31 protein-coding genes and 1 pseudogene are annotated in these 23,023 nt (G+C 47.7%); 4 read left to right on the top strand and 28 right to left on the bottom strand.

Annotated features, from left to right (window positions below; all coding sequences use genetic code 11):
- Nucleotides 1-38: 38 nt before the first annotated feature.
- From H5715_RS03555 to H5715_RS20370, 3 genes are read left to right on the top strand one after another with little or no spacing between them, the layout of a single operon-like run.
- Entirely contained in the window at nucleotides 39-398 is a 360-nt protein-coding gene (locus H5715_RS03555; protein WP_075186860.1) for a mercuric transporter MerT family protein, read from the top strand.
- A 12-nt stretch (nucleotides 399-410) separates the two neighbouring features.
- Nucleotides 411-701 (top strand): mercury resistance system periplasmic binding protein MerP, encoded by a 291-nt coding sequence (gene merP / locus H5715_RS03550; RefSeq protein WP_075186859.1) that lies wholly within the window; start codon nucleotides 411-413, stop codon nucleotides 699-701.
- On the top strand, nucleotides 694-909 hold the full coding sequence (locus tag H5715_RS20370) for a GDCCVxC domain-containing (seleno)protein (RefSeq protein ID WP_075186858.1): 216 nt from the start codon (nucleotides 694-696) through the stop codon (nucleotides 907-909). Before merP ends, H5715_RS20370 begins: the two co-directional genes overlap by 8 nt.
- 144 nt (nucleotides 910-1,053) lie before the next feature.
- Here the strand turns inward: H5715_RS20370 and H5715_RS03545 are convergent, their stop codons facing one another.
- Entirely contained in the window at nucleotides 1,054-1,689 is a 636-nt protein-coding gene (locus tag H5715_RS03545) for a DsbA family protein (protein ID WP_075186857.1), read from the bottom strand.
- A gap of 92 nt (nucleotides 1,690-1,781) precedes the next feature.
- On the opposite strand from H5715_RS03545, the pseudogene H5715_RS20365 reads away from it, so the two are divergent.
- Nucleotides 1,782-1,973 (top strand): annotated as a pseudogene (locus tag H5715_RS20365) (GDCCVxC domain-containing (seleno)protein); the annotation flags it as partial.
- Nucleotides 1,974-1,994: 21 nt separating this feature from the next.
- Here H5715_RS20365 and H5715_RS03540 read toward each other — a convergent pair.
- The 27 genes from H5715_RS03540 to H5715_RS03410 form a co-directional block, all read right to left on the bottom strand.
- A complete protein-coding gene (locus tag H5715_RS03540; protein WP_246434673.1) occupies nucleotides 1,995-2,552 on the bottom strand; it encodes an ATPase in 558 nt (185 codons plus the stop codon).
- Nucleotides 2,539-2,952 (bottom strand): ion channel, encoded by a 414-nt coding sequence (locus H5715_RS03535; RefSeq protein WP_075186856.1) that lies wholly within the window; start codon nucleotides 2,950-2,952, stop codon nucleotides 2,539-2,541. The genes H5715_RS03540 and H5715_RS03535 overlap by 14 nt, the downstream gene beginning before the upstream one ends.
- 48 nt (nucleotides 2,953-3,000) lie before the next feature.
- Nucleotides 3,001-3,729: a heparan-alpha-glucosaminide N-acetyltransferase gene (locus H5715_RS03530; protein WP_175574301.1), complete on the bottom strand. Its 729-nt coding sequence runs from the start codon at nucleotides 3,727-3,729 to the stop codon at nucleotides 3,001-3,003.
- Between the two features lie 251 nt (nucleotides 3,730-3,980).
- A complete protein-coding gene (locus H5715_RS03525) occupies nucleotides 3,981-4,259 on the bottom strand; it encodes a DUF2934 domain-containing protein (RefSeq protein ID WP_075186854.1) in 279 nt (92 codons plus the stop codon).
- Nucleotides 4,260-4,440: 181 nt separating this feature from the next.
- Nucleotides 4,441-5,334 carry a DMT family transporter gene (locus H5715_RS03520; protein ID WP_075186853.1) on the bottom strand — a complete coding sequence of 298 codons (894 nt, stop codon included), beginning with the start codon at nucleotides 5,332-5,334 and terminating at the stop codon, nucleotides 4,441-4,443.
- Nucleotides 5,331-5,627, bottom strand: coding sequence for a hypothetical protein (locus tag H5715_RS03515; protein WP_175574300.1), 297 nt, complete (start codon nucleotides 5,625-5,627; stop codon nucleotides 5,331-5,333). Before H5715_RS03515 ends, H5715_RS03520 begins: the two co-directional genes overlap by 4 nt.
- Before the next feature lie 13 nt (nucleotides 5,628-5,640).
- On the bottom strand, nucleotides 5,641-6,822 hold the full coding sequence (locus tag H5715_RS03510) for a cation:proton antiporter (RefSeq protein ID WP_075186851.1): 1,182 nt from the start codon (nucleotides 6,820-6,822) through the stop codon (nucleotides 5,641-5,643).
- A 72-nt stretch (nucleotides 6,823-6,894) separates the two neighbouring features.
- On the bottom strand, nucleotides 6,895-8,196 hold the full coding sequence (locus tag H5715_RS03505) for an NAD(P)/FAD-dependent oxidoreductase (RefSeq protein ID WP_075186850.1): 1,302 nt from the start codon (nucleotides 8,194-8,196) through the stop codon (nucleotides 6,895-6,897).
- Between the two features lie 73 nt (nucleotides 8,197-8,269).
- Nucleotides 8,270-9,313, bottom strand: a complete 1,044-nt coding sequence (locus H5715_RS03500; protein WP_246434672.1) for a 2-hydroxyacid dehydrogenase — start codon at nucleotides 9,311-9,313, stop codon at nucleotides 8,270-8,272.
- A gap of 77 nt (nucleotides 9,314-9,390) precedes the next feature.
- The gene (gene ftsH / locus H5715_RS03495) at nucleotides 9,391-11,244 is read right to left on the bottom strand and encodes an ATP-dependent zinc metalloprotease FtsH (RefSeq protein WP_075186849.1); all 1,854 of its coding nucleotides are present in this window, start codon (nucleotides 11,242-11,244) and stop codon (nucleotides 9,391-9,393) included.
- 47 nt (nucleotides 11,245-11,291) lie between these two features.
- Nucleotides 11,292-11,801 (bottom strand): hypothetical protein, encoded by a 510-nt coding sequence (locus H5715_RS03490; protein WP_246434671.1) that lies wholly within the window; start codon nucleotides 11,799-11,801, stop codon nucleotides 11,292-11,294.
- The gene (gene hflC, locus H5715_RS03485; RefSeq protein ID WP_075186848.1) at nucleotides 11,798-12,757 is read right to left on the bottom strand and encodes a protease modulator HflC; all 960 of its coding nucleotides are present in this window, start codon (nucleotides 12,755-12,757) and stop codon (nucleotides 11,798-11,800) included. Before hflC ends, H5715_RS03490 begins: the two co-directional genes overlap by 4 nt.
- Nucleotides 12,757-13,731 (bottom strand): FtsH protease activity modulator HflK, encoded by a 975-nt coding sequence (gene hflK / locus H5715_RS03480; RefSeq protein ID WP_075186847.1) that lies wholly within the window; start codon nucleotides 13,729-13,731, stop codon nucleotides 12,757-12,759. Before hflK ends, hflC begins: the two co-directional genes overlap by 1 nt.
- A 9-nt stretch (nucleotides 13,732-13,740) precedes the next feature.
- Complete coding sequence (petA, locus tag H5715_RS03475) at nucleotides 13,741-14,325, bottom strand: ubiquinol-cytochrome c reductase iron-sulfur subunit (RefSeq protein WP_075186846.1); 585 nt, start codon at nucleotides 14,323-14,325, stop codon at nucleotides 13,741-13,743.
- Between the two features lie 42 nt (nucleotides 14,326-14,367).
- Nucleotides 14,368-14,712 carry a hypothetical protein gene (locus tag H5715_RS03470; protein WP_075186845.1) on the bottom strand — a complete coding sequence of 115 codons (345 nt, stop codon included), beginning with the start codon at nucleotides 14,710-14,712 and terminating at the stop codon, nucleotides 14,368-14,370.
- A gap of 42 nt (nucleotides 14,713-14,754) precedes the next feature.
- Nucleotides 14,755-16,443 (bottom strand): alpha-glucan family phosphorylase, encoded by a 1,689-nt coding sequence (gene glgP, locus H5715_RS03465; RefSeq protein WP_075186844.1) that lies wholly within the window; start codon nucleotides 16,441-16,443, stop codon nucleotides 14,755-14,757.
- A gap of 24 nt (nucleotides 16,444-16,467) precedes the next feature.
- Entirely contained in the window at nucleotides 16,468-16,839 is a 372-nt protein-coding gene (locus H5715_RS03460; protein WP_075186843.1) for a hypothetical protein, read from the bottom strand.
- 82 nt (nucleotides 16,840-16,921) lie between these two features.
- Nucleotides 16,922-17,260 carry a hypothetical protein gene (locus H5715_RS03455; protein WP_075186842.1) on the bottom strand — a complete coding sequence of 113 codons (339 nt, stop codon included), beginning with the start codon at nucleotides 17,258-17,260 and terminating at the stop codon, nucleotides 16,922-16,924.
- A gap of 9 nt (nucleotides 17,261-17,269) precedes the next feature.
- The gene (locus H5715_RS03450; protein ID WP_075186841.1) at nucleotides 17,270-17,920 is read right to left on the bottom strand and encodes a methyltransferase family protein; all 651 of its coding nucleotides are present in this window, start codon (nucleotides 17,918-17,920) and stop codon (nucleotides 17,270-17,272) included.
- Between the two features lie 10 nt (nucleotides 17,921-17,930).
- The gene (locus tag H5715_RS03445) at nucleotides 17,931-18,227 is read right to left on the bottom strand and encodes a DUF2933 domain-containing protein (protein WP_075186840.1); all 297 of its coding nucleotides are present in this window, start codon (nucleotides 18,225-18,227) and stop codon (nucleotides 17,931-17,933) included.
- Nucleotides 18,220-18,492 (bottom strand): DUF5676 family membrane protein, encoded by a 273-nt coding sequence (locus H5715_RS03440; protein WP_075186839.1) that lies wholly within the window; start codon nucleotides 18,490-18,492, stop codon nucleotides 18,220-18,222. The genes H5715_RS03445 and H5715_RS03440 overlap by 8 nt, the downstream gene beginning before the upstream one ends.
- Entirely contained in the window at nucleotides 18,482-18,835 is a 354-nt protein-coding gene (locus H5715_RS03435) for a P-II family nitrogen regulator (RefSeq protein WP_075186838.1), read from the bottom strand. The genes H5715_RS03440 and H5715_RS03435 overlap by 11 nt, the downstream gene beginning before the upstream one ends.
- Nucleotides 18,832-19,197 (bottom strand): cupredoxin domain-containing protein, encoded by a 366-nt coding sequence (locus tag H5715_RS03430; RefSeq protein ID WP_075186837.1) that lies wholly within the window; start codon nucleotides 19,195-19,197, stop codon nucleotides 18,832-18,834. The genes H5715_RS03435 and H5715_RS03430 overlap by 4 nt, the downstream gene beginning before the upstream one ends.
- A 27-nt stretch (nucleotides 19,198-19,224) precedes the next feature.
- Entirely contained in the window at nucleotides 19,225-21,546 is a 2,322-nt protein-coding gene (locus H5715_RS03425; RefSeq protein WP_425507009.1) for a heavy metal translocating P-type ATPase, read from the bottom strand.
- Nucleotides 21,539-21,970 (bottom strand): MerR family transcriptional regulator, encoded by a 432-nt coding sequence (locus H5715_RS03420; RefSeq protein WP_075186836.1) that lies wholly within the window; start codon nucleotides 21,968-21,970, stop codon nucleotides 21,539-21,541. The genes H5715_RS03425 and H5715_RS03420 overlap by 8 nt, the downstream gene beginning before the upstream one ends.
- A gap of 106 nt (nucleotides 21,971-22,076) precedes the next feature.
- On the bottom strand, nucleotides 22,077-22,430 hold the full coding sequence (locus H5715_RS03415; RefSeq protein ID WP_075186835.1) for a hypothetical protein: 354 nt from the start codon (nucleotides 22,428-22,430) through the stop codon (nucleotides 22,077-22,079).
- 38 nt (nucleotides 22,431-22,468) lie between these two features.
- Entirely contained in the window at nucleotides 22,469-23,020 is a 552-nt protein-coding gene (locus H5715_RS03410; RefSeq protein ID WP_075186834.1) for a c-type cytochrome, read from the bottom strand.
- Nucleotides 23,021-23,023 lie beyond the last annotated feature (3 nt).

Below are 23,023 nucleotides of genomic sequence, written 5' to 3'. Positions count from 1 at the left end.
TACACTTAGGGTATCTCAGACTGAATAGGGGCAAAGCGGTGCTCAAGAACAAATCACTTTGGTCAATACTGGCGGGGCTTGGCGCCGCTATCGGCGCTAGCCTATGTTGTGCTGGACCACTGATATTATTGTCACTTGGTGTGAGTGGCGCTTGGATCGCCAACTTGGCTAGCCTAGAGCCATACCGCCCCCTATTTGTCGCCATCGTCATTGTGTTATTTGGCTGGGCTGGCTGGCGATTATTCAAAACAGACTCAACAGGGAGCGGTGATTGTAAACCTGGGGAAGCATGCGCGATTCCTGAAACACAGAGAAATCGCAAGATCCTGTTTGTCGTATCACTAATTGCCGCTATTGGTTTTGTGGCAAGCCCATACTGGATTCCACTATTTGTATAGAAAGGTACCCACATGAAAAAGTTAAGCGTTTTTTTATTAAGCTTGTTTTCGATCGGCAGCGTATTTGCAGAAGAACAGCTAGTTGAACTGAGCCTTCCCTCCATGAATTGCTCGATATGCCCGATTACGGTGAAAAAAGCATTGGAAAAAGTTGAAGGCGTGCATTTTGTCGAGGTCACTTATAAAACCAAGCTTGCGACAGTGAAGTTCGAAAACACGCTCACCTCTATTGATGAGTTAATCTCGGCAACCACCAATGCGGGCTTTCCATCTACTCTAAAGTCGGAAGCGTCTAATGACTAAGCCACTTTTAGCAGACTCAGAGATCACATGCCCAGAGTGCAGTTTTAAGAAAGTGGAAACAATGCCAACAGATGCTTGCCAGTGGTTTTATGAGTGTGAGTCGTGCCACGCGGTGTTAAGTCCTAAGCCAGGAGATTGCTGCGTGTACTGCTCGTATGGAACGGTGCCATGTCCGCCAATTCAATCAAATAAGTCGTGCTGTAACTAGTAGATCGCAACACTGTTGCCAGTCGCAGGAATATATCTTCACCATACCGACCCATTATGTTCAATGGCGACTCGGCAACTGTTACGGGTATTAAAGCGCGTAACCGCTTGAATGTATTTTTCCGTTTCACTCACTTGGCTTTCCCTATTGGTTGACAGCCTTGGGCGCGGAATCCGGCTGCGATAGAGCCTGTTTTATCAGTGCTTCCATTTCCTCGATAGACTTTTTACCCTTTACGACTTTGCCATTAATGAAAAACGTCGGGGTTCCAATGATGTCGAATTTTTCCCGTGCTTCTTGCTGCGCTTTTGTAACCGCATGGCTCTTATTTGGATCTTTGAGACAAGTGTTAAATTTCTTCGTATCAAGGTCCAGCTGCTTAGCAAGCTGGACCAAAGCAGCATCAACATCTTCCGCCTGAGACCATTGTCCGACTTCTAAAAACAATATTTTTAAAATATTGTAATAATCATCAGTAGCGCAGCGGGCTGCTACAGCCCCTCGTGCCGCGGCCGCGCTGGTTGGGAAATCGCGAAAAATAAAACGAACCTGGCCTGATTCAATATGACGAGATTGAATGATGGGCAACACTTCTCGGTGAAAATGTATGCAATAGTCACAGGTCATTGACCCGTATTCAATCAGGGTCACCGGGGCCTGGGCATGACCTAACGCCTTTTCGGTTTCGCCACTCGCAGTTGCTGAAAATGATACTAGTACTGCAGTTGCAATATTGACTATTCGAAACCATAAAGTGTGTGGTTTTTGTGAGCCCTTCATCGTGACATTCTTCTCATTTCAATTAGACTTTTTCGAGATGATAACAGTAAGACAACGTTCGTAGCACAGCATTTTCAAATCAGTGGTTTTTCGAGTGTGCATCGTGCCACGCGGTGTTTAGCCCTAAGCTAACAGATTGCTGCGTGTACTGCTCGTATGGAACGGTGCCATGCCAACCAATTCAATCAAACAAGCAGTACTGCTCCAAGAAGATCGTAACCCAAGCTCTGCTTCCACTTAATTTAGTATTGACCGCCCCTTTATGCATGAGTTCGAAACAGTGAAGTTCGTAAACCTCCAAAAAACTAAAAATCTTCCAAGCGATTAGCCTCGTGCGCCATCCGCATGGCCTCGTGCTCCTCTAGCGCAGTAAGTTGCTCGAGTAACTCAATAGCCGAAGGAATATCCGCTCGCCCCACGAGGTATTGATACAATGCGATCAACTGCTGATGTTGATTTTCAATCGCCTCAATAATTTCCTGCGTATCCATTTCAGCAAAAGGCTTGTCGCAATGATAATGAGGTTTCACCGGTGCTTTTTCAAAGAACTCATAACACCATGTGTTCAAGGCATGTGGATCAGCGGTTGCTTCATAAGCATCCAGTACAGTAGATAAGGTTTTTTCATGCTCTGAAAGGTAGTTCAATAACAACTGTGCTCGCTGGTTGAGTTGTTGATTCGCACAATGCCGAGTGCATTCAGCGAGATACCGATGGTAGTCTCCAGTCCATTGAAGGACATCTCTTAGTGTTTCAATTTGCATAATATATTCCTCATATCCAGGTTGGGTTGTCGACATCAGCTGTTCGTCAGGAGCTTTTTTTCGCTCACTGATCCAGGCTATTTTTTCATGCTTGGTCACATTGATCGCATTTCCATAAACGATGCATGGCAATAAAGGTAAACGAGGCTGACCACGCAACTAGCAATAAACCGCACAGCGCTTCTACACCGAGTATCAAGCGATAATAATCACTCAACTCGAAATCGATAAAACCCAGGGTCGAATACGATAAAAACGAGAGAAATACAGCTTCTTCAAAGGTTGAAATGGCGAAGTGAGAAGCAAACAGCCAGTATACCGAAGAGAACACCATCACTTCTAAAAAGTGTGTTACTAAAATAATAACCACCATCAATAAGACCACCCATTGCTGCGTACTACCACGCTTGTCAATAACGGCATTGAGTCGATTTAAAACGTAGTAGTGCAAACTCACACTCACCAGTACCGTTAAGATGGTTACCACTGTCACTGCCATAAAATTAGAACCATATTTTGTTAACCACTCTACAACCCCAATACATTGTTAGTGAGTCAGCTGTCTAATGGGATAAAGAATAGAAAAAAGTATTGGCTGATGTAGCAAATAGATGATTAGGGATTTTCTCCCCATCCAAATAATTGATTTAGGGAAGCGACCGACACCTATTCGCAACAACTTTGTATACTCACCAACCATCCTCCCAACAAACACCCCAATCAAAACCACCGCAAACCATGGAACAATAGGTACAAAATCTGCTGACCGACTTGAATGCAAAAAATGAACGATATAATTAAAAGGCCACTTAAAGGGAAGAATGCCCATCGCATGAATAATAAATATAATGCCAGCAGCTGGCAGGCATAGCCATGGGTACCGCACAAAAATTAGGCCAACAACAGATGCAAAAAACATAAAATGCAGGATCCCAAAATAAACCCAAGCATCTGGAAATATTAGTATTGACGTTATAGTTATAACCCCTGACGAGAGTAGGAGCTTCAGCAATCGATAGGAATAGCCCTTCCAGTCTGGCTTTCGGTAATTTGCCAAATACAAGCTTACACCCATTGAGAATACAAATATCGTAACAATCAAATAACGAAATGGCTTCCACCCAGATGGGCCGGAAACATCAGCATCCATCCAACCAAAGTAACTCAAGTCGTAGAAAAAATGAAAAGCAACCATTAATAGAACGGCTACTCCCTTGAGAAAATCTAGCCACTCAATTCTCTTTACACATTCAACTTCACTGCTATCTATAGGCATGATTCTCATCGTATTTCAAACACTCATTTACCCCACATTTACTCGTCATTAAGACATCACCAAATAACAGCCTCCTTCTTATATTGCGACCATAAAAAGCCAACAGTTCCCCCAAATCTTGCAGATTATTTTCAGCAATCCGCGCGATAACCCCAGCGAGTTACCACGCTCGGTGTTGAAAAACGTCGGCTGCTACCGGACAAATGGGTAAAAACATCCCATCTCACACCAAAGGACAATGACCACCGGCATTACTTTAATTCTGCAGCAGCGGGAAAGTTCTCATTTATTTCAGCTTCAGCTTCTAGCCAGTCTTCTAGCGCCATGTCGCCATCAAAATTACGCGCTTCGGCACGACGGTAGGCGGCTTCTTCAATTAAGTTTTGTCGGGCATCGGCGGTCAAACATTCAGTTTCACAGTGAGCACTGACCGGAACGTCATTAGTATTGGCGCTTTTTGCGGTGGTCGTTTTTTTCTTAGTGCTTTTGCTTGGCTTGCGTGTTTTTGTTTTTGCTTCTGCTTCTGTCATAGCTCTACTCCTCAGTAGGTTGTGTCAATTTTAATAGCGGCCATTAAAAACGTTAGATAACGAAAAAAATGGCCCACGGGATGTTAAATGTGGGACTAACTCACAGGTCAATACTGCAACTGCCGTCATCACAGTGCCTTGCAGCGAGTAGATGTTGTGTTCAAACCCACACTATTCGGCCTCACACCGGGCACGATCTTTCTTTCACACGCTTTTTGGGCAAGATCGAGATCACGATAGCCACAATGACGATCATTACCCCCACCCATTGCCAATGCGACAGCGATTCCGCGAAATAAACGCCGCCGAGAACCAATCCAAAAATGGGTGTGAGAAAACTGAAAATGTTGAGTTGATTGAGGGGGGCTTTAGCCATCAACCAGTACCACAATAAAAATGGGAGTGCCGTACCTGGAATCGCGAGCGCCATCAGAATCGCAACATAATTTGTGTCTGGGTATAAGCCCGCGGCCACTGTTGGCGAGGGTGCGATCGCCCATAGCGGCAATGCGCCGATCGCGAGCTGTCCCCCCATGGCATAGAAAATATCTATCTGAGCGGCGAGTTTTTTTAGCAAAATATTGCTGATTGCTATGCCACAGGCTGCACTGATCACAAAAGCAATGCCAAATATGGCCTGTGTATTGTTACCCAGAGCACCGTTAAATCCGATAATGGCAACACCGGCAAAACCGAGAAGGATGCCAGCCAGAACATTTCGGTGGATCACTTCTTTTAGAATGACACCGGCCAGAACACTGGCAATCAAGGGCTGGGTGTTGGTCAAGACGGTGGCCAGGCCAGGCGAGATCAGGCTGCCTGCATAGAACATCCCCCAAAACCCTATACTGGTGGCAGTAAAACCAATAGCCGCAATCGAAGCCCAAGCCCGCAGAGACTTAGGAAAAGGACGACGTAGAACCACAGCACACAACAACAAGAACAGCCCACCAATCAAAGCACGTAAAAACGCCGTTTGCATGAGTGGTGCATAAGGCATACTCAACACAATCAATGGATAGCACACTGCCCAAAGCAGCATGACGGTACTTGCCCCGAGAACGACAATCATCATGGCTGTAGTTTCCCATTGCTCATTTGGGCAAGGGCAACTTGATAAATAACATCCTTATCCATCATTGCCGCGTGCACATCGTGATCTGGACATGTAACCCAGAGTTCACGCAGACTGAGATACTGCATTTCCCATTTAATAATCCCTCCTTTACCAACAGCACCTAATTCATCAAACGAGACCAAGGCCTTTAACCAGCGTTGAATAAAATCTTTCTGAAGCGCCACACGTTTAATTTGAAGCGCTCTCAATGTGTGCTTGTAGGTCATACCGACTTTGGGGATGTGACTCATAATACGGACCTTGTTATTCATCGTTCGGCGTTGACACCGGCACGCGCCATTTCGTTCGCGCGCACACAGGGACAAAAACGGCCGCCACAATGGCAGTGATCACCGTCATCACAACCAAGGCCATCATGGCGTGGTGATTCAGGTGTGCTTGCTTCAGCCCGAGCCCAGCGATAATTAAGCCAACCTCCCCACGAGGAATTAATGCGGTACCCAGTACCCAACGATCTCGTGCTGACAACGCGAGAGGAACCACCCATGCGGAAAGCAGCTTTCCGGCAATGGCGGCCACAGTGATGGCAATCGCAAAGACCCACAAGGTGTTTGATGCAAATGAAATAGCGGTAATTTGAAGACCGATAGCGAAAAAGAAAGCCGGTGTGGCCACACTAAAAAGCCGCTCAAAAATATGAGTGGACAACCTATACTTTTGCCCAATACCCGACCAGGCCATGACAGCACCCGATAAAAAAGCCCCCACGGCCAGGGACATATCGACGGCCCAGGTCACTGCCCCAGACGCAAGTGCGCCTATAAACAACAGTCCAGTCACAAGGGCAACCCTGCCATCAAAAAACGTCTTTTTCAGTAAGGAAGCGAGTACCGCATTGAGCAAGGCAATGAAAATCAACACCAGTGCCCCTATGATTAAACCAACCGCAAGGCGCCCAAGATCGCCTTGCGCGCTCAAACTTGTGTGCAACGCCGAGAGGAAATACATGGCCAGCACATCATCAATAATGGCAGCGGCAAGCAGTATTTGCCCCATGCGGGTATGCAGCAGGTTCGCTTGTTTTAGCAAGGGAACACTCAACCCAATACTGGTAGCGGCCAAAGCAGCTCCAATGTAAAGGGCTTGCTCCATGTTCGAGTCGAAGCTCAAACTTACCGCCATACCCAGAAGTGCACTGAGCACTATTCCTGCCAACGCTACGTAAAATCCGGGTCTCAACGCAATGACGAAGCGATGCCATTGCACCTCCAAACCGGCATAGAACAAAATCAACACGATGGCTAACTCAGAGAAAAGGCGTATGCCTTCGGTAAACGCCAAAAGCGAGAACCCCGCAGGCCCAATCAACACACCGACAATAATCACCAGGGCCGATGTTGGGAGTTTTGCTTTCTCCACGAATGGACTCAACGCTACGATACTAAAGACAAGACCCACAAATAACAGATCTGAAAGATTAAGCATGATGCCCTCCCACCCAATGACGGTTTAAATAATGGGTCGAACAGTTTTTAGCGATTCGCGTTATTTTTTTCATCAGTGTAATTTCAACCTAGGCCGTAGCTTGCGATTAATACGGCCCACGATCATCGTCAACGCAGTATTGATATATCCGTGAAGTGCGATTTGGTGGAGGCGATAAAGCGAGATATACAAATATTTGGCAATACTCCCTTCGACAAAAAGACGATGCTTAGTCATGTAACTCAGCACACCCACAGATGAATACTCGGCAAACGATACGAGCGAGCCATGATCACGATACCGGAACGCCTTCTGAGGCTTCCCGTTGATGTGTCTCCGAATATTGGCGGCAACCGACGTGGCCATTTGATGTGCCGATTGTGCTCGAGGTGGCACAAACTGCCCGCCTTCTTGTTCACAGGCCGCACAATCTCCCAACGCATAAATCGATGGATCATCTTGTGCTTGTAAGGTGGGTCTCACGATAATCTGATGACGTCCTGTGGTAGACAGGCCACCAATCTGGTCCAACACATCCTGGCACTTTACGCCGGCACACCACACGGTGATGTCCGAGGGGAGGAAGGCTCCATCATCCACAAAAACGCCTGTGGCCCCGACACCTTGAACCTGTGTCTGCACCAATATCTGTACACCCAACTCCTCAAGTACGCCCCCTGCCATTTCGGAAATTCGGTGCGGCAAAGCGCTAAGGATGCGTTCAGAGGCCTCAACAAGGTTAACTCTCAAAGAGGAACGATCGATATTTTGAAACCCGTATACGCGTAAATAATCGGCCACTTTGTATAATTCAGCGGTGAGTTCCACGCCCGTGGCCCCCGCCCCTACAATCGTAATGGTAAGTGGAGCATCTTTTTTTTGCGCTTTGATTTTAAGGAATTGATTCAGTAAGCCTTTATGAAAGCGCTCGGCTTCATGGGTGTCATCAATGGTCAAGCAGTGCTCGCGCACACCTGGGATACCAAAATCATTGGTAATTGAGCCAATAGCCAAGACCAAAATATCGTATTCGATTTCACGTTCTGGAATCAGGACGCCGCCGTCCTCATCGCAAATAGCATCCAACGTGATGATCTTATTTGTTCGATTCAGTCCCGTGAGCGATCCCAATTGAAACTCAAATCCATGATTCGCTGCGTGTGAACGAAAATCGATACCATCCATATCCACATCCAAAGAACCCGATGCAACCTCATGAAACAAAGGCTTCCAGACATGAAAGGGATGCTTGTCTAACAGCAGTACCGATGCCGAGGTCGATTTTCGGTAAGCGTGCCCAAGCTTGGTCGCCAATTCCAAGCCACCAGCGCCTCCACCCACAATCACAATCCGCGTGGTTGCGCGATGAGTCATCTGTATAAACCCCTATTACTGGACATCGCTTGCGCACCCAATATGATGATTTCAATGGGGCATTTTTGTCGTTTCAGGGTTTGCATGTTGCATCTCCCGCACGGCAAAGCACATGTTTAGCCAGAACTTCATTTTCCAGTGGCGCCCCTTTTAAAAAGCCGTTGATGTTGGCTAAGGTCGTGCTCGCAATATTCGCCAGCGCTTGCTGCGTTAAAAACCCTTGGTGGGCGGTAATCAATACATTGGGAAATGTCATTAACCGGGCCAGCGTATCGTCTTGCAGAACACGATCAGAAAGGTCTTCAAAAAAGATACCGGCCTCTTCTTCGTAGACATCCAAGCCCGCCCCGGCAATGGCACCGGATTTCAGTGCCTGAATGAGTGCGTGACTATCGACAAGTGCCCCGCGACTGGTGTTAATCAGCAGAGCATCCGTTTTCATCAGCTCAAGCGATCGTGCATTGACTAAGTGATAAGAATCGGGCGTTAAGGGAATGTGGAGAGAGACAATATCGGATTGGGCAAATAGCTCATCCAGCACCACATACTCAACGACCTTACCTTCGACTAGTTCAGCATTTTTGTGAGGGTCGGATGCCAAGACACGACAACCAAAGCCCTTCGCGATTCTCGCAAATGCCGCGCCTATTTTACCGGTCCCCACCACACCCAGCGTTTTGCCGTGTAAGTCAAAACCAACTAAGCCATCCAGTGCAAAGTTCAGTTGTTTCACTCGCCAATACGCATGGTGTATTTTACGATTCAGCGAAAGAATCAAACCCATCGCATGCTCGGCGATCGCGTATGGCGAATAGGCTGGCACACGCACGACCCGAATACCGCAACGCTCCATGGCTCGCAAATCGACCTGATTAAAACCCGCGCAACGCAGCGCAACGAGTTTCACCCCAGCATCAGCCAAACGCTCCGCGCATGCCTCATCAAGCCGGTCGTTAACAAAACAGCACACAACCTCAAACCCGTTGGCCATCGGCGCTGTATCGGCATTTAAACACGCCTCGAAATAGTGAAAGGAAAAACCATATTGACTATTCTGCACGTCAAATACGGCGCGCTCGAATGCATGCGTATTGAAGATGGCGATCGGTATATTCACCGCTTTTTTCCCCTCTGTTTTCGCGCTATTGCAGTAACACTAAAAGCGTTCTTTGAAAATGCTCCATTGATCATGTGCTAAGCACCTTCCCGGTGGTAAGCACTAAACGCGGCTTCTTCGAATTGTGCGGGCATCTGTACTTTGGTTTTGTAGGTGTTAAGTTCCGACTCTCCGAGGGTTTCGTTGGTGAGGAGGTCTTTCGCCGCCTCTTCTAAGAGGCTCTGGTTCTCAGTGAGGATACCGGTCGCCAGCTCAAAGGCCTCTTTTAATATCCCGTTCATGCCATCGACGACGCGCGTCGCCATTTCCACCCCATAGTCGGCCTGCATACTGCCTTGTTGTAGAAAGTTGGGATTGCGTTGCTCAAGCGAGAGCATGCCAATATCGCCTGACATGCCATACTGCGTGACCATGGCTTTGGCAATGTCGGTGGCTTTCGCCAAATCGTCCGAGGCTCCCGTGGTAACCTCCTGAAAAATCAATTGCTCGGCCGCGCGGCCACCCAATAACATAGCGATGCGGTTTTGCAGGTCGTTCTGACTCATTAAAAAACGGTCTTCTGAGGGGCGTTGAATCGTATACCCTAAAGCCCCAATACCTCGTGGGATAATGGACACTTTTTGAATCGGTTGCTCTGGGTTGAGCGCCATCCCGACAAGGGCATGCCCCATTTCATGATGCGCCACCACCAGCTTCTCGTGGGGATGAATGAGCCGGTTTTTCTTTTCCAAACCCGCGATGGTGCGTTCAATCGCTGAGACAAAATCATCCATCGTGACAGACGCCGCATTGCGTCGAGTGGCAAGCAGTGCCGCTTCGTTCACTAAATTCGCCAGGTCCGCGCCACTGAACCCGGTCGTCAGGGCAGCAACCGCTGAAATATTTAATCGTTCTTCATGCTGAATCTTGGCAAGATGCACCTGCAGGATTTGCTCCCGTCCCTGTTTGTCTGGACGATCCACCAGAACCTGCCGATCAAAACGCCCAGCTCGCAACAGTGCTGGATCGAGAATTTCCGGACGGTTAGTCGCGGCGAGAATAATAACCCCCTCCGAAGGATTAAACCCATCGAGTTCGGTCAGCAATTGATTCAGAGTCTGTTCCCGTTCATCGTGACCTCCGGACATGGGGCCTGCACCACGCGCCCGTCCCAGCGCATCGAGTTCATCGATAAAAATAATGGCGGGGGCATGCTGTTTGGCTTGCTCAAATAGGTCACGTACGCGCGCCGCACCAACACCGACAAACATCTCAATAAATTCTGAACCACTGATATAGAAAAAAGGCACGCCTGCCTCGCCGGCAACGGCTTTTGCGATAAGTGTTTTGCCTGTTCCCGGCGGCCCCACCAGTAATACACCTTTGGGCACATGCGCCCCCAACGTTGCATACCGTTCGGGCGTATTCAAAAAGTCCACCACTTCAACCAGCTCTTCCTTTGCCTCATCCACACCCGCAACATCCGCAAACGTCACACCGGTATCTTTCTCCACCAACACTTTGGCTTTGGATTTACCGATATTCATCATGCCGCCCATGCCTTGCTTATCGGCAAATTTTCGGAACAATAAAAACCACACGGCAAAAAATACTAGCGCAGGGGCTACCCATCCAATCAATGTTGAAAGCAAACCACCTTTGGGAGCGCCTGAATACTCTACTTCGTATTTTTCTAAGGTATCGACGAGCGCAGGATCCACACGCAAGGTGACAAAATGGTCTTTGCCTTCTTGAGGTTCTTTAAAGGTACCCCGAATCCTATTGTCATCGATGACAATTTCATCCAGCCAACCATTTTCTAAATACGCCTCAAATTGGCTGTAGCTGAGTTCAACTTGACTGGCGGTATGGCCGATAAACTGTTGAAAAAGTATGATCACCCAAAAAGCGACAATCACATACCCCATATTTAATTTGTGTTTTTGCTCCACACTGTCCCCCCTTTATAATATGGTGTTCGCCAATCTTGACGATGACGTCAATGACAACCGCCTTCTTTCGAAGGATGGGCTAAGTTTTCCAACTCACACTCTTCGGTGTAGTGAATCCAACCGCGTTTTACCTGTTCAATCATCGGCGAATGTATTTTTCCAAGGGTGAGTTCTATCGTTTTTTCTATATCTTCCAGCGAGACCTCCATCAGATCGTAAGTGACATAAAAAGCCTCACGATGGGCATTGAGACTTTTCACACCCATCATTACGCGCACGGCCTCCAATATTTCCGCCATACTTTGCGTTGATATCGGTTCAGAAAATAAGATTTTGTGGCGTTTTATTTGAACGCGACCTTTTTGCTTTTCCGATGGTCCAGTTTTGGGATGCCCCGTATACAATCCAGGATGCGCAATGAAACGGTCGACACATTGCTGAGAACAAAAATAGTGTTTTATACCGAGATGCGCTCGCCATAAGGCTTCATGAACAGCCTTCATCCCACACACGGGACAAGGGCGATCTTCCTTTGCAAAAGGGCTGACCCGACTCATTTGACGTCTCCCGCCTCGGCCTCGCTGAGGATGCGATATAAGGCGCTGTCTGTTGTCAGTACCAGTGTTGTTTTCTCATCTACAACGTCTTGGTAGGTCTCCAGGGTTTTCACGAAATTGTATAGTGTGCGGGATGCTTTTGATTTGTTGTAAGCGTTAGCATAAATTTCGGTTGCCTTCGCATCTGCATCTCCCTGAATCGTTTGAATGGTTTTATAGGCTTCCGATTCGATTTCTTGCAGGTCTTTTTCTTTGTTACCAATAATTTTATTGGCCTCACCCGCTCCTTCAGATCGAAATCGTTCAGCGATTTGTTGACGTTCACTGATCATACGCTGATAGATTTTTTGACGGACGCTATCGTTGTAGTTGATGCGCTTAAATCGAATATCCAACAACTCAATGCCAAATTCAGAAAGCTTGCTGGATGCCGCAGCATAGATATCTTCCTCTACTTGGCGACGACCACGTGTAATCGGAAGTAAGGTGCTGATGTCAGCGCCTTCCAACAACGGATCGACGGCCGGTTGACGGCCTTTTGTCGTGCGTATAATTTCAATGAGTTCATGTTTGGCCACAGCATTGCGGGTTTCACTGCCTAAAATATCTTCCAGTCGGGACTGAGCGCTACGTTCATCGCGTAGGCGTAAAAAATATTGCAAGGGATCTTTTATTCGCCAGCGACCAAAGGTATCCACCGTGATATACAGCTTATCTTTGGTCGGCATGTCATTCGCGGATCCGTCCCACAACAAAATACGTTTCTCAATTCGATTCACCGTTTGGATAAAGGGCACTTTCAGTTTCAAGCCCGAGTCTGTAATGATGTCGCCCACAGGTTTACCAAATTGCGTAATGATGACTTGTTCTGTTTCGTTGACACGATAAAAGGATTGGAAACCAACTATCACAAGGGGGAAAATTAATAGCGCTAATACACTCAATATCTTGTTCATTATCGGGCTCCGGATTGTCGATCTAAATTCAGTAGAGGAAGAACATTACTGGCCTTGGCATCAAGCACGATTTTTTGATCGACCTTCGGCAAAACCGCCGCCATGGTTTCAAGGTACAAGCGACGCTCAGTTACTTCTGGGGCTTTAAGATATTCCGTGAGTAGGGCATTAAATTTTGCCGCGTCCCCTTCGGCTTGATTGACCCGCTGAATTGCGTAGCCCTCTGCCGACTGTATATTTTGGTCTGCGGTACCGCGTGCTCTCGGCACGGCTTTGTTGTATTCCCCTCGGGCCACATTGATCATGCGCTCGCGTTCTTGTTGCGCTTCATTCACCTCATCGAAAGAGGCTTGCACGGGCTTCGGTGGATTGACATTTTTCAACTGCACTTGATCGATACGTAAGCCCATTTCATACAAATTCACGACCTCCTGCATTTTCACTTGTGCGCTGGTCTCAATATCCTGGCGTCCAATGGTTAACACTTCATCCACGGTGCGATCACCCACCACCTCTCGCATCACAGATTCGGAAATGTCTCGCAAGGCCTCGCCGGGATCGCGAACCTTAAATAAAAAATCGTATGCCTCCTCAATACGAAATTGAATCACCCATTCGACAAGTGCCGTATTTAAATCACCCGTAACAATCGTGGTTTCCAAGTCCCACTGTTGCTTCGATCCAACTTGATCTTTAAACGTTGCTCCTGGCGTTCCAAAACCAAACTCTTCTTTAAGTTGTCGCTTGATTGGCACCTGCGTCACGGTATCCACCCCGAACGGGATTTTAAAATGCAGCCCGGGATCAACCACTTTGTGATAGTGGCCAAAGCGCTGTAACACTCCAACGGATTCTGCTGATACGGTGTAATAGCTGCTATATCCCACATACAGCAGGATCGCAGCGGCAATCGCGAATCCAATGGTTTTTGGCGATAGGTTAATATCGGGTAACTCTTGTTGTGCTTGTGGCATGAGACACTCCTAACTGGTTTTATCGGTACCGATTTCCACGATACTGTCGTTGATATAATGATGAGGTGGCACAATGAGATTGGTCGGCGCAGGAACGCTCTTATACACACGACCCGCAAGATCAAATTTCGAACCATGGCACGGACAAAAATACAGGCTATGAGACACATTGATCATCCCGTTTTCGCGATACTCAGGCACACAGCCTAAATGCGTACAAACCCCAACCACCACCAAGATATCGGGGCGGATACTTCGAGCCGCATTTTTGGCGTACTCAGGTTGGTTATTCACATCCGAAGCGGGATCGCGTAACTGACTCAGATGCTCAGCAGTCGATAAGATGTCAAGAATGCCCACCGACCGGCGCAACACGAACACGGGTTTCCCCTGCCATGCAACACTCACCATTGCCCCTGGTTCAATTTTATCGACATTGACTTGCACGGGTGCACCAATGGCTTTTGCTTTAGCACTCGGCTGCCAAGAACCGATAAAAGGAACTGAGGCTCCGACCACGCCGGCGCCAGCGACAAAGCCTGTGGCAAGACTTAAAAAACGTCGTCGTTTTTCATTGGGAATGGTTTTATCCACACGATTCACCTTACTTTGTTAGAAAACGATGGGTTGCGATACTTATGGCGAAAACTCCACAATATCGTGTTTCTTAACACTTCCCTCTGTCACGTTTGCAACGGCAAAATGTTCGCCTGTTATGCGCGTAATTTTGACTTTGCCAACCGTTTCGCTGTCATAGATATCAGTACCTGAGGCATCTTGTCCCGATACAACGACCCGATAGACGTTCAGCTCATCAGATACTTCTGCGCCATCTTTTTTCCCAATGCAGACTCGAACTTGATCGTCGCTCACATTGACCACATGACCTCGCATAAAATGCTCGTGATAAAAAGGGTTCTGCGAACATGCAGCCAAAAAGAGTGAAGCGGTAACGAACACTAACAACACGATACTTTTCATCAAACCTTCCTCTATTAATTTCGTTTTTTAAACAATGTAAATCTACAAATAGGCCTCACAGACATAACGACGCATCATGCGATGACTATTAAAATAGGTACCGTTTTTCTGGATGCAGGTTTTCATCATTTGGACCCAGTCAAGCTTACGGTCGTAATACATTGGCAATACTTGCTGCTCTAGCTTTTGATATAGGCTCAATGCATCATTGCCATTTTCTGACGGGGAAACACCACCGATGGCCCACCCGGTTTTCCCCTCAACACAGCCTTCTATCCACCACCCATCGAGCACGCTCAAATTGGCTATACCATTAATCGACGCTTTCATCCCGCTCGTGCCGGACGCTTCATAAGGCCGCAGTGGTGTGTTCAACCAAATATCGCAACCACCGATCAATTGCCTGGCTTGAGCGATATCGTAATTTTCGAGAAACACAACAGGGAGCACATCTTTCACGGTCTTTGCAACAATATGTAATTGTTGAATCAAATGTTTTCCTTCATGATCCTGTGGGTGGGCTTTCCCTCCCAGGACAATCTGAAAAGGATATCGCTCAGCAATCTGAACCAGTCGATCAATATCGGAAAATAATAAGTCCGCACGTTTGTAGGATGTCATTCGGCGAGCAAACCCTAAGATCGGCAATTCCAATTGAAGTGATTTTTTTTGTTGCTCGTGTATATGCGATATAAGGGATTGTTTCGCTAACAGATGCGCCTGCCAAAGCGTGTCATTTGGGATACCGTCAACGTTGCGTAACAGCTCAGGCTCGTGGCACCAACCCGGTAAATAGGTATCCAATACTTCCGCCAATGATGGGCTCACCCAGCGATGTGGGTGCACGCCGTTGGTAATTGCATGGATACGATAGCCTGGAAACATATTGCGTGACACGTCCGCATGTTTTTTGGCGACGCCATTGATATATTGACTTCCATTCAAAGCCAATTGCGTCATATTTAAACACTCGCTCCCAGCCAGTTTTTTTACAGTATTGAGGTCAACTTCTTCGCCCAATACCGCCTCGACCATCGCGTAGTCAAACCTATCGTGCCCGGCATCAACCGGTGTATGCGTGGTAAAACAGCACAATCTTTTTACACGTGGAATATCGGACGAATGTTCACTATTGCGCATATTCTCCGATGAAAAACGATACTGTTTCAGTAATTCAGAGATCAATAAGGCCGAATGGCCTTCGTTCATATGATAGCGAAAGATTGTAAAACCCAGCGCACGGAGCATTCGTTCACCACCAATGCCGAGCAACGCTTCCTGCTTTAAACGGTAGCGCGCATCGCCCCCATACAGGTGATGTGTCAAGGCCTGATTATCAGCCGAATTACCCTCAACAAAGGTATCCAATAAAATGATCGGGATACATCCATTCATATGCCCTTTCAATTCATAGAGCCACGCACCGATCCATACGGTTTCCCCCTGTAGTTGAATGGAGGTTTTCGCGGGCAAGCGCGTGGCATACTGTGAGGGATCCCACGTTTCGGGAGACTCCGTTTGACAGCCGTCACTATCAAGGTGCTGGCGAAAATAGCCCTCACGACTGACCAGCGTGACGCCGACCATCGGTAAATCCAAATCCGCGGCTGACAGCATCGAATCACCTGCGAGCACACCCAAGCCCCCCGAGTAGGTGGGCAAGTCTTCGTGAAAGGCGATCTCCATTGAGAGATAGGCAACACGTGGCGTGTGAGTAAAATGATCTAACATGTATTCCCCTCCCGCATCGACGCTCTATTTTTTTCGCTTCGGTGCTTGGTTCACGTTGCCATGACAGCTCCATGGTTCCGTTTTGGCGCTCTCTTTAATGTTGTCATCCACAAAGCGGTAATAGCCTTCTTTAAAGTGCGTCCACCAATCATGACTAATCTGTACCTGATATTTCTCGAGTACTTCCTCGACACAATCAATGCAAATACGTGTCGCATCATAGGCAACATTCAGCACATGTGATTTTTCATCAAAGGACACGGAATCAAGGCCGTATATTTCATCAATGTCAGCCACGGCTTTGGCAACGCTATCGTTTTCGGCCGTTTCTAATTTCAGATGACGCACAACGAGATTAACCTCGGACACACCGAGCCGATGCTCTTTATTACTCATAATGAAACTCCTCGTTTATTCATTTTGTCTCAGCCTGACATTTATAGTCTTGCTGCACATAAGATAAAATTAATTACTCAGGTCAGCTTCCCTTATGTTCGTGAGCCATGGGCGACTCGCCCATCATTTTTTCCATCATGCCCATACACGTTTGCATGTCAGCCATTTGTTCTTGCATCAATACTTCGCGTTTTTTTACGTCTTTTTCTGACTGTATTTTTTTCATCGTTAACTTCATTTTCTTCATACGCTGCTGCATCGCCACTTTCTGTTCATGACTCATCTTCTCCATCATTCCGCATTGCATAGCATGCGCTTGATTGTTTTCGTCAATTGAGCTGTCTCCATGCAAATGACCACCTTGTGCGTAGGTATAAGCGCTAACCAATAAGGCTAACGAAAAAGTTGTAATAAATTTCATGTTATCTCCTCAAGCTGTTTTAATTTTTTCGCTGTTAAATTTTGGCAGCCAAGCTGGCGTCACTTGCATGTACGCGCGATACTCATCACCAAATTCATTGAGCGCAATAGCCTCTTCGCGCTTAGCCAAGCGCACATACACCACGACAAGTATTGGGAACATGACAACCGTTGGAATCGTCGGCCACTGCAATAGAAATCCAAACATAATCATGATAAATGCGATGTATTGCGGGTGACGGCAGCGCGCGTACCAGCCGGTAGATGCCAGTGACCGCGTCTGTTGGGCTTTGTGTAAGACCGACCACGCCGAGGAAAGCAAAATGAATCCCAGGAAAATAAGCACATTGCTGGCAATATGCAGTGGATCAAAATGCGCATTCCCCTCAAATCCAAACAGTGTATGGAGAAGATGGCCGTTCTCATGCGCTAGAAAATCCACGCCAGGATAATTTTCTGCCAGCCACCCGGATAAAAAATAAATGGTCAGTGGGAATCCATACATTTCTGTGAATAACGCTACGATAAAAGCAGAAAATGCGGTAAGGCTCCGCCAGTCCGTTTTCGTTTTTGGTTTTACAAAACTAAACGCGAAAAAAATAAAAATGGCCGAGTTTAAAATGACTAAAACCCATAGGCCGTAAGAAGAGTCGCCGTGCATAACCCACCTCCTAATGTGAATGATGTTGGTTGGAATTTTTCTGGCCATCTTTTAGGCCACGCTTGTATGCTTCCGATTCATTTTCCGAATTTTCGTCATGATCCCCATGGCCACTGTGTCCGCCATGGCCATGTCCACCATGCATAAATATATGCATCAGCGGACACAACAAGATGATGAGAAACGGTAACCACTGAAAGAAGTGCTGACGATGCTCCATTAGTACAAAATAAGACACTGAGGCAATAAGCCCCATCGCAGCGAAGCCCTTAGGGCTCATCCAGAAAGATTGTTTTTGGTCACTCATAAGTTGACCCTCCAAGCAAACGTTGATAAACAGTCACGATGCTCCACACCGTCACCCATGAAAAAAGTGTCCAGGCCAACAGGCCTACAACAAAAGTATCCAACGCCATATCCCAAGACCACTGAGAAAGGTCGAGATGCACCATGGCCCCCGATATCGTGCGCAACGCGTTCGGGGCAACGACAATAGCAACGGAACACAACACCCACACCGCGGCCACATAAACTGCCGTGACGGTTGCAAGTTTTACGGAGTTAATTCGCATGACGGGACTCCCTAAAGACAAAATCAGTTGCTTGCGCCTCTCGCTTATCATGAATCCAACGTAATGATTGCACTGGAACCACGGAGACAAGGCCTTCACTTTCGGCACCACTGTAGGCCGTCTCTGAAATGAGGCGGGACAGGTCTAACGATTGTTCTTCGGAAACATATATTTCCATTTGGATATGTTTGATTAAGTGGTTTTCATTGAAACTATCGAAATAGCGCCCTCGCCCACGAACGGGGTGCAAGGTAAAGCCATGCACGCCATGTTCGATCAATTTACTTTCGACTTCCTCGAGACGAAACTCATCAAAAATTGCGACAACTTTACATAAACTCATGATGGGCCTCCTTCCACCTTGATCGTGCCTTTGTACATTTGCATTTGACAATGAAAGGCGTATTCCCCTGTACTTAATGGTGGGATCTGGATTTTTGTTGGCTTGTTGAGCGGTAAGGTTTCGCTGATTTCTAACTCTGGAATCAAGAGTGTTTCCGCACAAGGTGAAGCATCTTTGCGTAAAAACGTTATGTCATGCGTATCGTTACCATCCATCAAAATATGAGACGGCTTATACACGCCGTTTTCGACAACAACTACCAAATCCTCATTACCCACCTGTTCTGCTTTGGGTTTGTACAACCAAAACCACCAAATAATAAGCGCAATTAAAATCACGCCGGCTATATTGATTATTAACATCTGAACGCTCCTCAGTGTTGCTGTGTATTAGTGTTCTTGGGCTTTAAATAAACGCAATCGATTGGCGTTGCTCACGACCGTGAGTGACGAGAACGCCATGGCCGCCCCAGCAATAACCGGGTTCATCAGAATGCCAAGCACGGGATAGAGAATACCGGCCGCTACCGGCACACCGGCGACGTTATAGACAAAGGCGCCGAACAAGTTTTGCTTGATGTTTCTCAGTGTGGCTTTACTCACAGCAATGGCATCCGCCAGCCCATGAAGTGAACCCCGCATCAGCGTGATATCGGCACTTTCAATGGCGACGTCAGTGCCAGTGCCGATGGCAAATCCCACATTGGCTAAGGCCAACGCTGGGGCATCATTGATACCGTCCCCCGTCATGCCCACGACTTCCCCGGCCATTTGAAGCTCTTGTACTTTCTTGGCTTTATCCTCCGGCAACACTTCGGCCACAAATTCTGTGATACCCACCTTTTTCGCTACAGCGTTGGCGGTATCGCGGTTATCCCCCGTGAGCATGATGACGCGAATACCGTTTTTCTGTAGTCGCTGAATTGCCGAGATGGAGTCTTCTTTGATGGGATCGGCGACCGCGATAATGCCAGCCAACTTGCCATCAATTGCGAAGTACATGGGCGTTTTCGCGTCAGCCGCCAACGACTGTGCCTTTTGAACAAAATCGTCTCCCGCCACATTCAACGTGACGTCTCGTTCATGCATTAGCTTTTCATTACCAAATAACACACGACGACCGTCGACTTCAGCCTCGACACCTCTTGCGGTAATCGCGTTAAAGGACGACGCTTTACTTAACTCGATCGCTTTTTCTTGTGCGGTTTCCATAATGGCCAGCGCTAATGGGTGTTCCGAACCCGCTTCAACACTGGCGGCTAATTGCAGCACTTCGTGCTCCGTTCGCCCACTCACGACGACAACATCGGTTACCTTCGGTGAGCCCAGGGTAATCGTGCCGGTCTTATCGAGAATCATGGCGGTAATTTTGGAAGCGGTTTGCAAGGCTTCGCCATTACGAATTAATACTCCGGCCTCCGCCGCTTTACCTACACCGACCATCACCGACATGGGCGTCGCTAATCCCAAAGCACAAGGGCAAGCGATAATGAGTACCGTGGTTGCCGACACGATGGCAAAAGCGATGGCTGGCGTTGGGCCGAAATTGAGCCAGGCTAAGGCACTGATGACAGCAGTAATCATGACGACCGGCACAAAAAACGCTGAAATAACATCGGCCAATCGGCCAATCGGCGGCTTGGAATTTTGGGCGCGCTTGACCATATTGATGATCTGAGCCAACGCGGTGTCCTTTCCTACCCGCGTTGCTCGAAATACAATACTGCCAGTTTTATTGAGTGTGCCGGCGACCACTTCATCACCCTTAGCTTTTTCCACGGGCATGGGCTCACCCGTCAGCATGGACTCATCAATGGCAGTGCGTCCCTCGGCCACCTCGCCGTCGACGGGGATTTTTTCGCCGGGGCGGACGCGCACTAGGTCATCCAGCAGCACGTGCTCAATGGGCAAATCCATTTCTTTATCGTCACGAATGACGCGCGCTGTTTTCGCCTGTAAGCCGATCAAACGCTTAATGGCTTCACTGGTACGGCCTCTCGCTTTTATCTCCAGTGCCAGGCCTAAATCTATCAAGCCGATAATGATGGCGGTGGCTTCAAAATAGACGTGCCGGGCTTGCGCTGGCACCGCTTCCGGAAAAAACACCACCACCATGGAATACAGCCACGCTGTGCCAGTACCCAACGCAATCAATGTATCCATGTTCGCGGAGTGATTGAGAAATGACTTCCAAGCACCGACGAAGAAGTGACGTCCGCTGGCGAGTAGGACGCCTAGCGTCAGAATACCGATGATCAGCCACACGATTCGCTCAGTCGTGGTATTGACACTCATCTCGCCGGTGATCAGCGCATAGGCCATCAACGGCGCACCCAGAGCCAAGGCAATCCAGGTCTCTCGCATCAACTTTTTGTAGTACGCAAGATCGGCTTGTTCTTTTTCGTCTAGTTCATCACTATCTGACTCGGCGGAACTGACCTTGGCGTTGTACCCCGCGCGCTCTACTGCCTGAATCAATGCCTCATTGGGTGCCGTACCTGAAACACTGACGGTACGTTGCGCAAAGTTCATTTCAGCCTGCTGCACCCCGGATACCGCTTTGAGCGCACCTTCGATTTTGCCGACACAACTAGCACATCCCGCACCGTCGATAATGAGTTCTGTAACAGCGGAGCTCACTGGTTGTGCCGCGCTTGGTTTTTCTGGGTGTTCGGAATGACAATGACTGTCAGTAACAGTGGATTCACTCATTGCGTTCGCCTCCTGTGGTGTTTTTGGTAAAGTTTTCAATCAAATGGCAAATCATATGTCCGGTGGGTTCTTCATCCGGCAAACCACTCCACTCGCGCACAGCGGTGCGCATACGATTACGGAGTTCTTCGGTGGCTTTAAATTGCGCTTCGGTTTCCATCAGGCGTTGCTCAATCAGCATTCTCACTACTGGGCAAGGCGCGTTTTGTTTATCCGCCACCGCCAATATTTCGCCGATATCATTGACCGTAAAACCGAGTGCCCTCGCGCTCAAAATAAAACGCATACGAGCCTGATCTTTAGGGCTGTACTCTTTGTAGCCGTTCGCAGGGCTCTTGGTCGGCGACAAATAGCCCTTCCGGGTATAGAACCGCACCGTTTCAGCGCTGACCTTAAGCATCTTGGCTAAATCTTTGACTCGCATGACGTCACCTGTTTAATCCAAATATTTCAGCTTAGACCCAAGTGTTAAACCTAGGTCTAATCGTTACCATTCACGATAAACCTGTGTCCAACACACAGGTCAAGCCTTATTGATTATGCTTTTCACCCTCCATAGTCATTTTGTGGTGTTTATGGCTCTTTTTTTCTTTGCTTGCATCGACAAGGTCCTCTTGTTTTTCACGGTTAGCGTGTTCACGATGGGTTTTCCCTTGCATCTGAACACCATTGCGCATGGAGTGTTTGCTGACCGTTTGCTTGTCGCTATCACTCGGTGCTGCTTCGTTTTTCTGTTTTTCCATGTATTGCTGGTGCGTCGCTTCCGGCATGGTGGCTTTATGGTGCTTATGCGTTGCTTTGTCTTCAGCAAACGCCAGCGAAGCGTACCCTACAGCCAACGTGGTCAATGACAGAATGGCGAAATGGTTAATGTGTTTTTTCATGATGCTTATTCCTGTATTTTTTTCGTTAATTAAGTGAATTAAAATGTTGATAGATAATCAGCCAAGGCTTCAATCTCTTCATCCGATAACGGCATTTTTGGCATCGGCGAGGCCGGATTATTAAATTGAGGGTTTTTTAATTTCTGAAGAAAAAACGTTTTTCCTTTATCCGCTATTGTCGTGTCCAAAGCAGGCCCCACTGTCCCACCTTTCCCGTTAACACTGTGGCAACCCTGGCAACTGTATTTGTTGAACAGTGCTTCACCATTTAAAACGTGGGCTCCCTCTTTAGCGCTAGCGCTTTTGGTCTCACCCTTTTTCACGAGAGTAATGAACGCCATCACGGCATCGGTTTCTTTGCCAGTTAAGTGCGCTTTTTCACGCATGTGCGGCATAATGACGGCCCACTCTTGCAATGAAAATTCATCAAGTGAACGTGCGTTATGGCATCGGGCACAATTGTTGTTGAACACTTCCGCGCCGTTGATCGGTGAGGGTTCAGCGCTTACCCAAGATGCGCTAAACATCAATAAAAACAGGATCGACCAGGAAGCTGGTGATAAAGGAGTGCGATTTATAAGTTGTTTCATAGT

Origin of the sequence: Teredinibacter haidensis, from assembly GCF_014211975.1 — a bacterium.
Classification (GTDB): Bacteria; Pseudomonadota; Gammaproteobacteria; order Pseudomonadales; family Cellvibrionaceae; genus Teredinibacter; species Teredinibacter haidensis.
Note: the sequence above shows the minus strand (reverse complement) of the source record. Positions and strands in the feature narration are given on the sequence as shown.

Coding starts and splice junctions, on each gene's coding strand:
- merP (WP_075186859.1), top strand. CDS start 411: ATGAAAAAGTTAAGCGTTTTTTTATTAAGCTTGTTTTCGATCGGCAGC.
- H5715_RS20370 (WP_075186858.1), top strand. CDS start 694: ATGACTAAGCCACTTTTAGCAGACTCAGAGATCACATGCCCAGAGTGC.
- H5715_RS03545 (WP_075186857.1), bottom strand. CDS start 1,689: ATGAAGGGCTCACAAAAACCACACACTTTATGGTTTCGAATAGTCAAT.
- H5715_RS03535 (WP_075186856.1), bottom strand. CDS start 2,952: ATGGCAGTGACAGTGGTAACCATCTTAACGGTACTGGTGAGTGTGAGT.
- H5715_RS03530 (WP_175574301.1), bottom strand. CDS start 3,729: ATGCCTATAGATAGCAGTGAAGTTGAATGTGTAAAGAGAATTGAGTGG.
- H5715_RS03525 (WP_075186854.1), bottom strand. CDS start 4,259: ATGACAGAAGCAGAAGCAAAAACAAAAACACGCAAGCCAAGCAAAAGC.
- H5715_RS03520 (WP_075186853.1), bottom strand. CDS start 5,334: ATGATGATTGTCGTTCTCGGGGCAAGTACCGTCATGCTGCTTTGGGCA.
- H5715_RS03515 (WP_175574300.1), bottom strand. CDS start 5,627: ATGAGTCACATCCCCAAAGTCGGTATGACCTACAAGCACACATTGAGA.
- H5715_RS03510 (WP_075186851.1), bottom strand. CDS start 6,822: ATGCTTAATCTTTCAGATCTGTTATTTGTGGGTCTTGTCTTTAGTATC.
- H5715_RS03505 (WP_075186850.1), bottom strand. CDS start 8,196: ATGACTCATCGCGCAACCACGCGGATTGTGATTGTGGGTGGAGGCGCT.
- H5715_RS03490 (WP_246434671.1), bottom strand. CDS start 11,801: ATGAGTCGGGTCAGCCCTTTTGCAAAGGAAGATCGCCCTTGTCCCGTG.
- hflC (WP_075186848.1), bottom strand. CDS start 12,757: ATGAACAAGATATTGAGTGTATTAGCGCTATTAATTTTCCCCCTTGTG.
- hflK (WP_075186847.1), bottom strand. CDS start 13,731: ATGCCACAAGCACAACAAGAGTTACCCGATATTAACCTATCGCCAAAA.
- H5715_RS03470 (WP_075186845.1), bottom strand. CDS start 14,712: ATGAAAAGTATCGTGTTGTTAGTGTTCGTTACCGCTTCACTCTTTTTG.
- glgP (WP_075186844.1), bottom strand. CDS start 16,443: ATGTTAGATCATTTTACTCACACGCCACGTGTTGCCTATCTCTCAATG.
- H5715_RS03460 (WP_075186843.1), bottom strand. CDS start 16,839: ATGAGTAATAAAGAGCATCGGCTCGGTGTGTCCGAGGTTAATCTCGTT.
- H5715_RS03455 (WP_075186842.1), bottom strand. CDS start 17,260: ATGAAATTTATTACAACTTTTTCGTTAGCCTTATTGGTTAGCGCTTAT.
- H5715_RS03450 (WP_075186841.1), bottom strand. CDS start 17,920: ATGCACGGCGACTCTTCTTACGGCCTATGGGTTTTAGTCATTTTAAAC.
- H5715_RS03445 (WP_075186840.1), bottom strand. CDS start 18,227: ATGAGTGACCAAAAACAATCTTTCTGGATGAGCCCTAAGGGCTTCGCT.
- H5715_RS03440 (WP_075186839.1), bottom strand. CDS start 18,492: ATGCGAATTAACTCCGTAAAACTTGCAACCGTCACGGCAGTTTATGTG.
- H5715_RS03435 (WP_075186838.1), bottom strand. CDS start 18,835: ATGAGTTTATGTAAAGTTGTCGCAATTTTTGATGAGTTTCGTCTCGAG.
- H5715_RS03430 (WP_075186837.1), bottom strand. CDS start 19,197: ATGTTAATAATCAATATAGCCGGCGTGATTTTAATTGCGCTTATTATT.
- H5715_RS03425 (WP_425507009.1), bottom strand. CDS start 21,546: ATGAGTGAATCCACTGTTACTGACAGTCATTGTCATTCCGAACACCCA.
- H5715_RS03420 (WP_075186836.1), bottom strand. CDS start 21,970: ATGCGAGTCAAAGATTTAGCCAAGATGCTTAAGGTCAGCGCTGAAACG.
- H5715_RS03415 (WP_075186835.1), bottom strand. CDS start 22,430: ATGAAAAAACACATTAACCATTTCGCCATTCTGTCATTGACCACGTTG.
- H5715_RS03410 (WP_075186834.1), bottom strand. CDS start 23,020: ATGAAACAACTTATAAATCGCACTCCTTTATCACCAGCTTCCTGGTCG.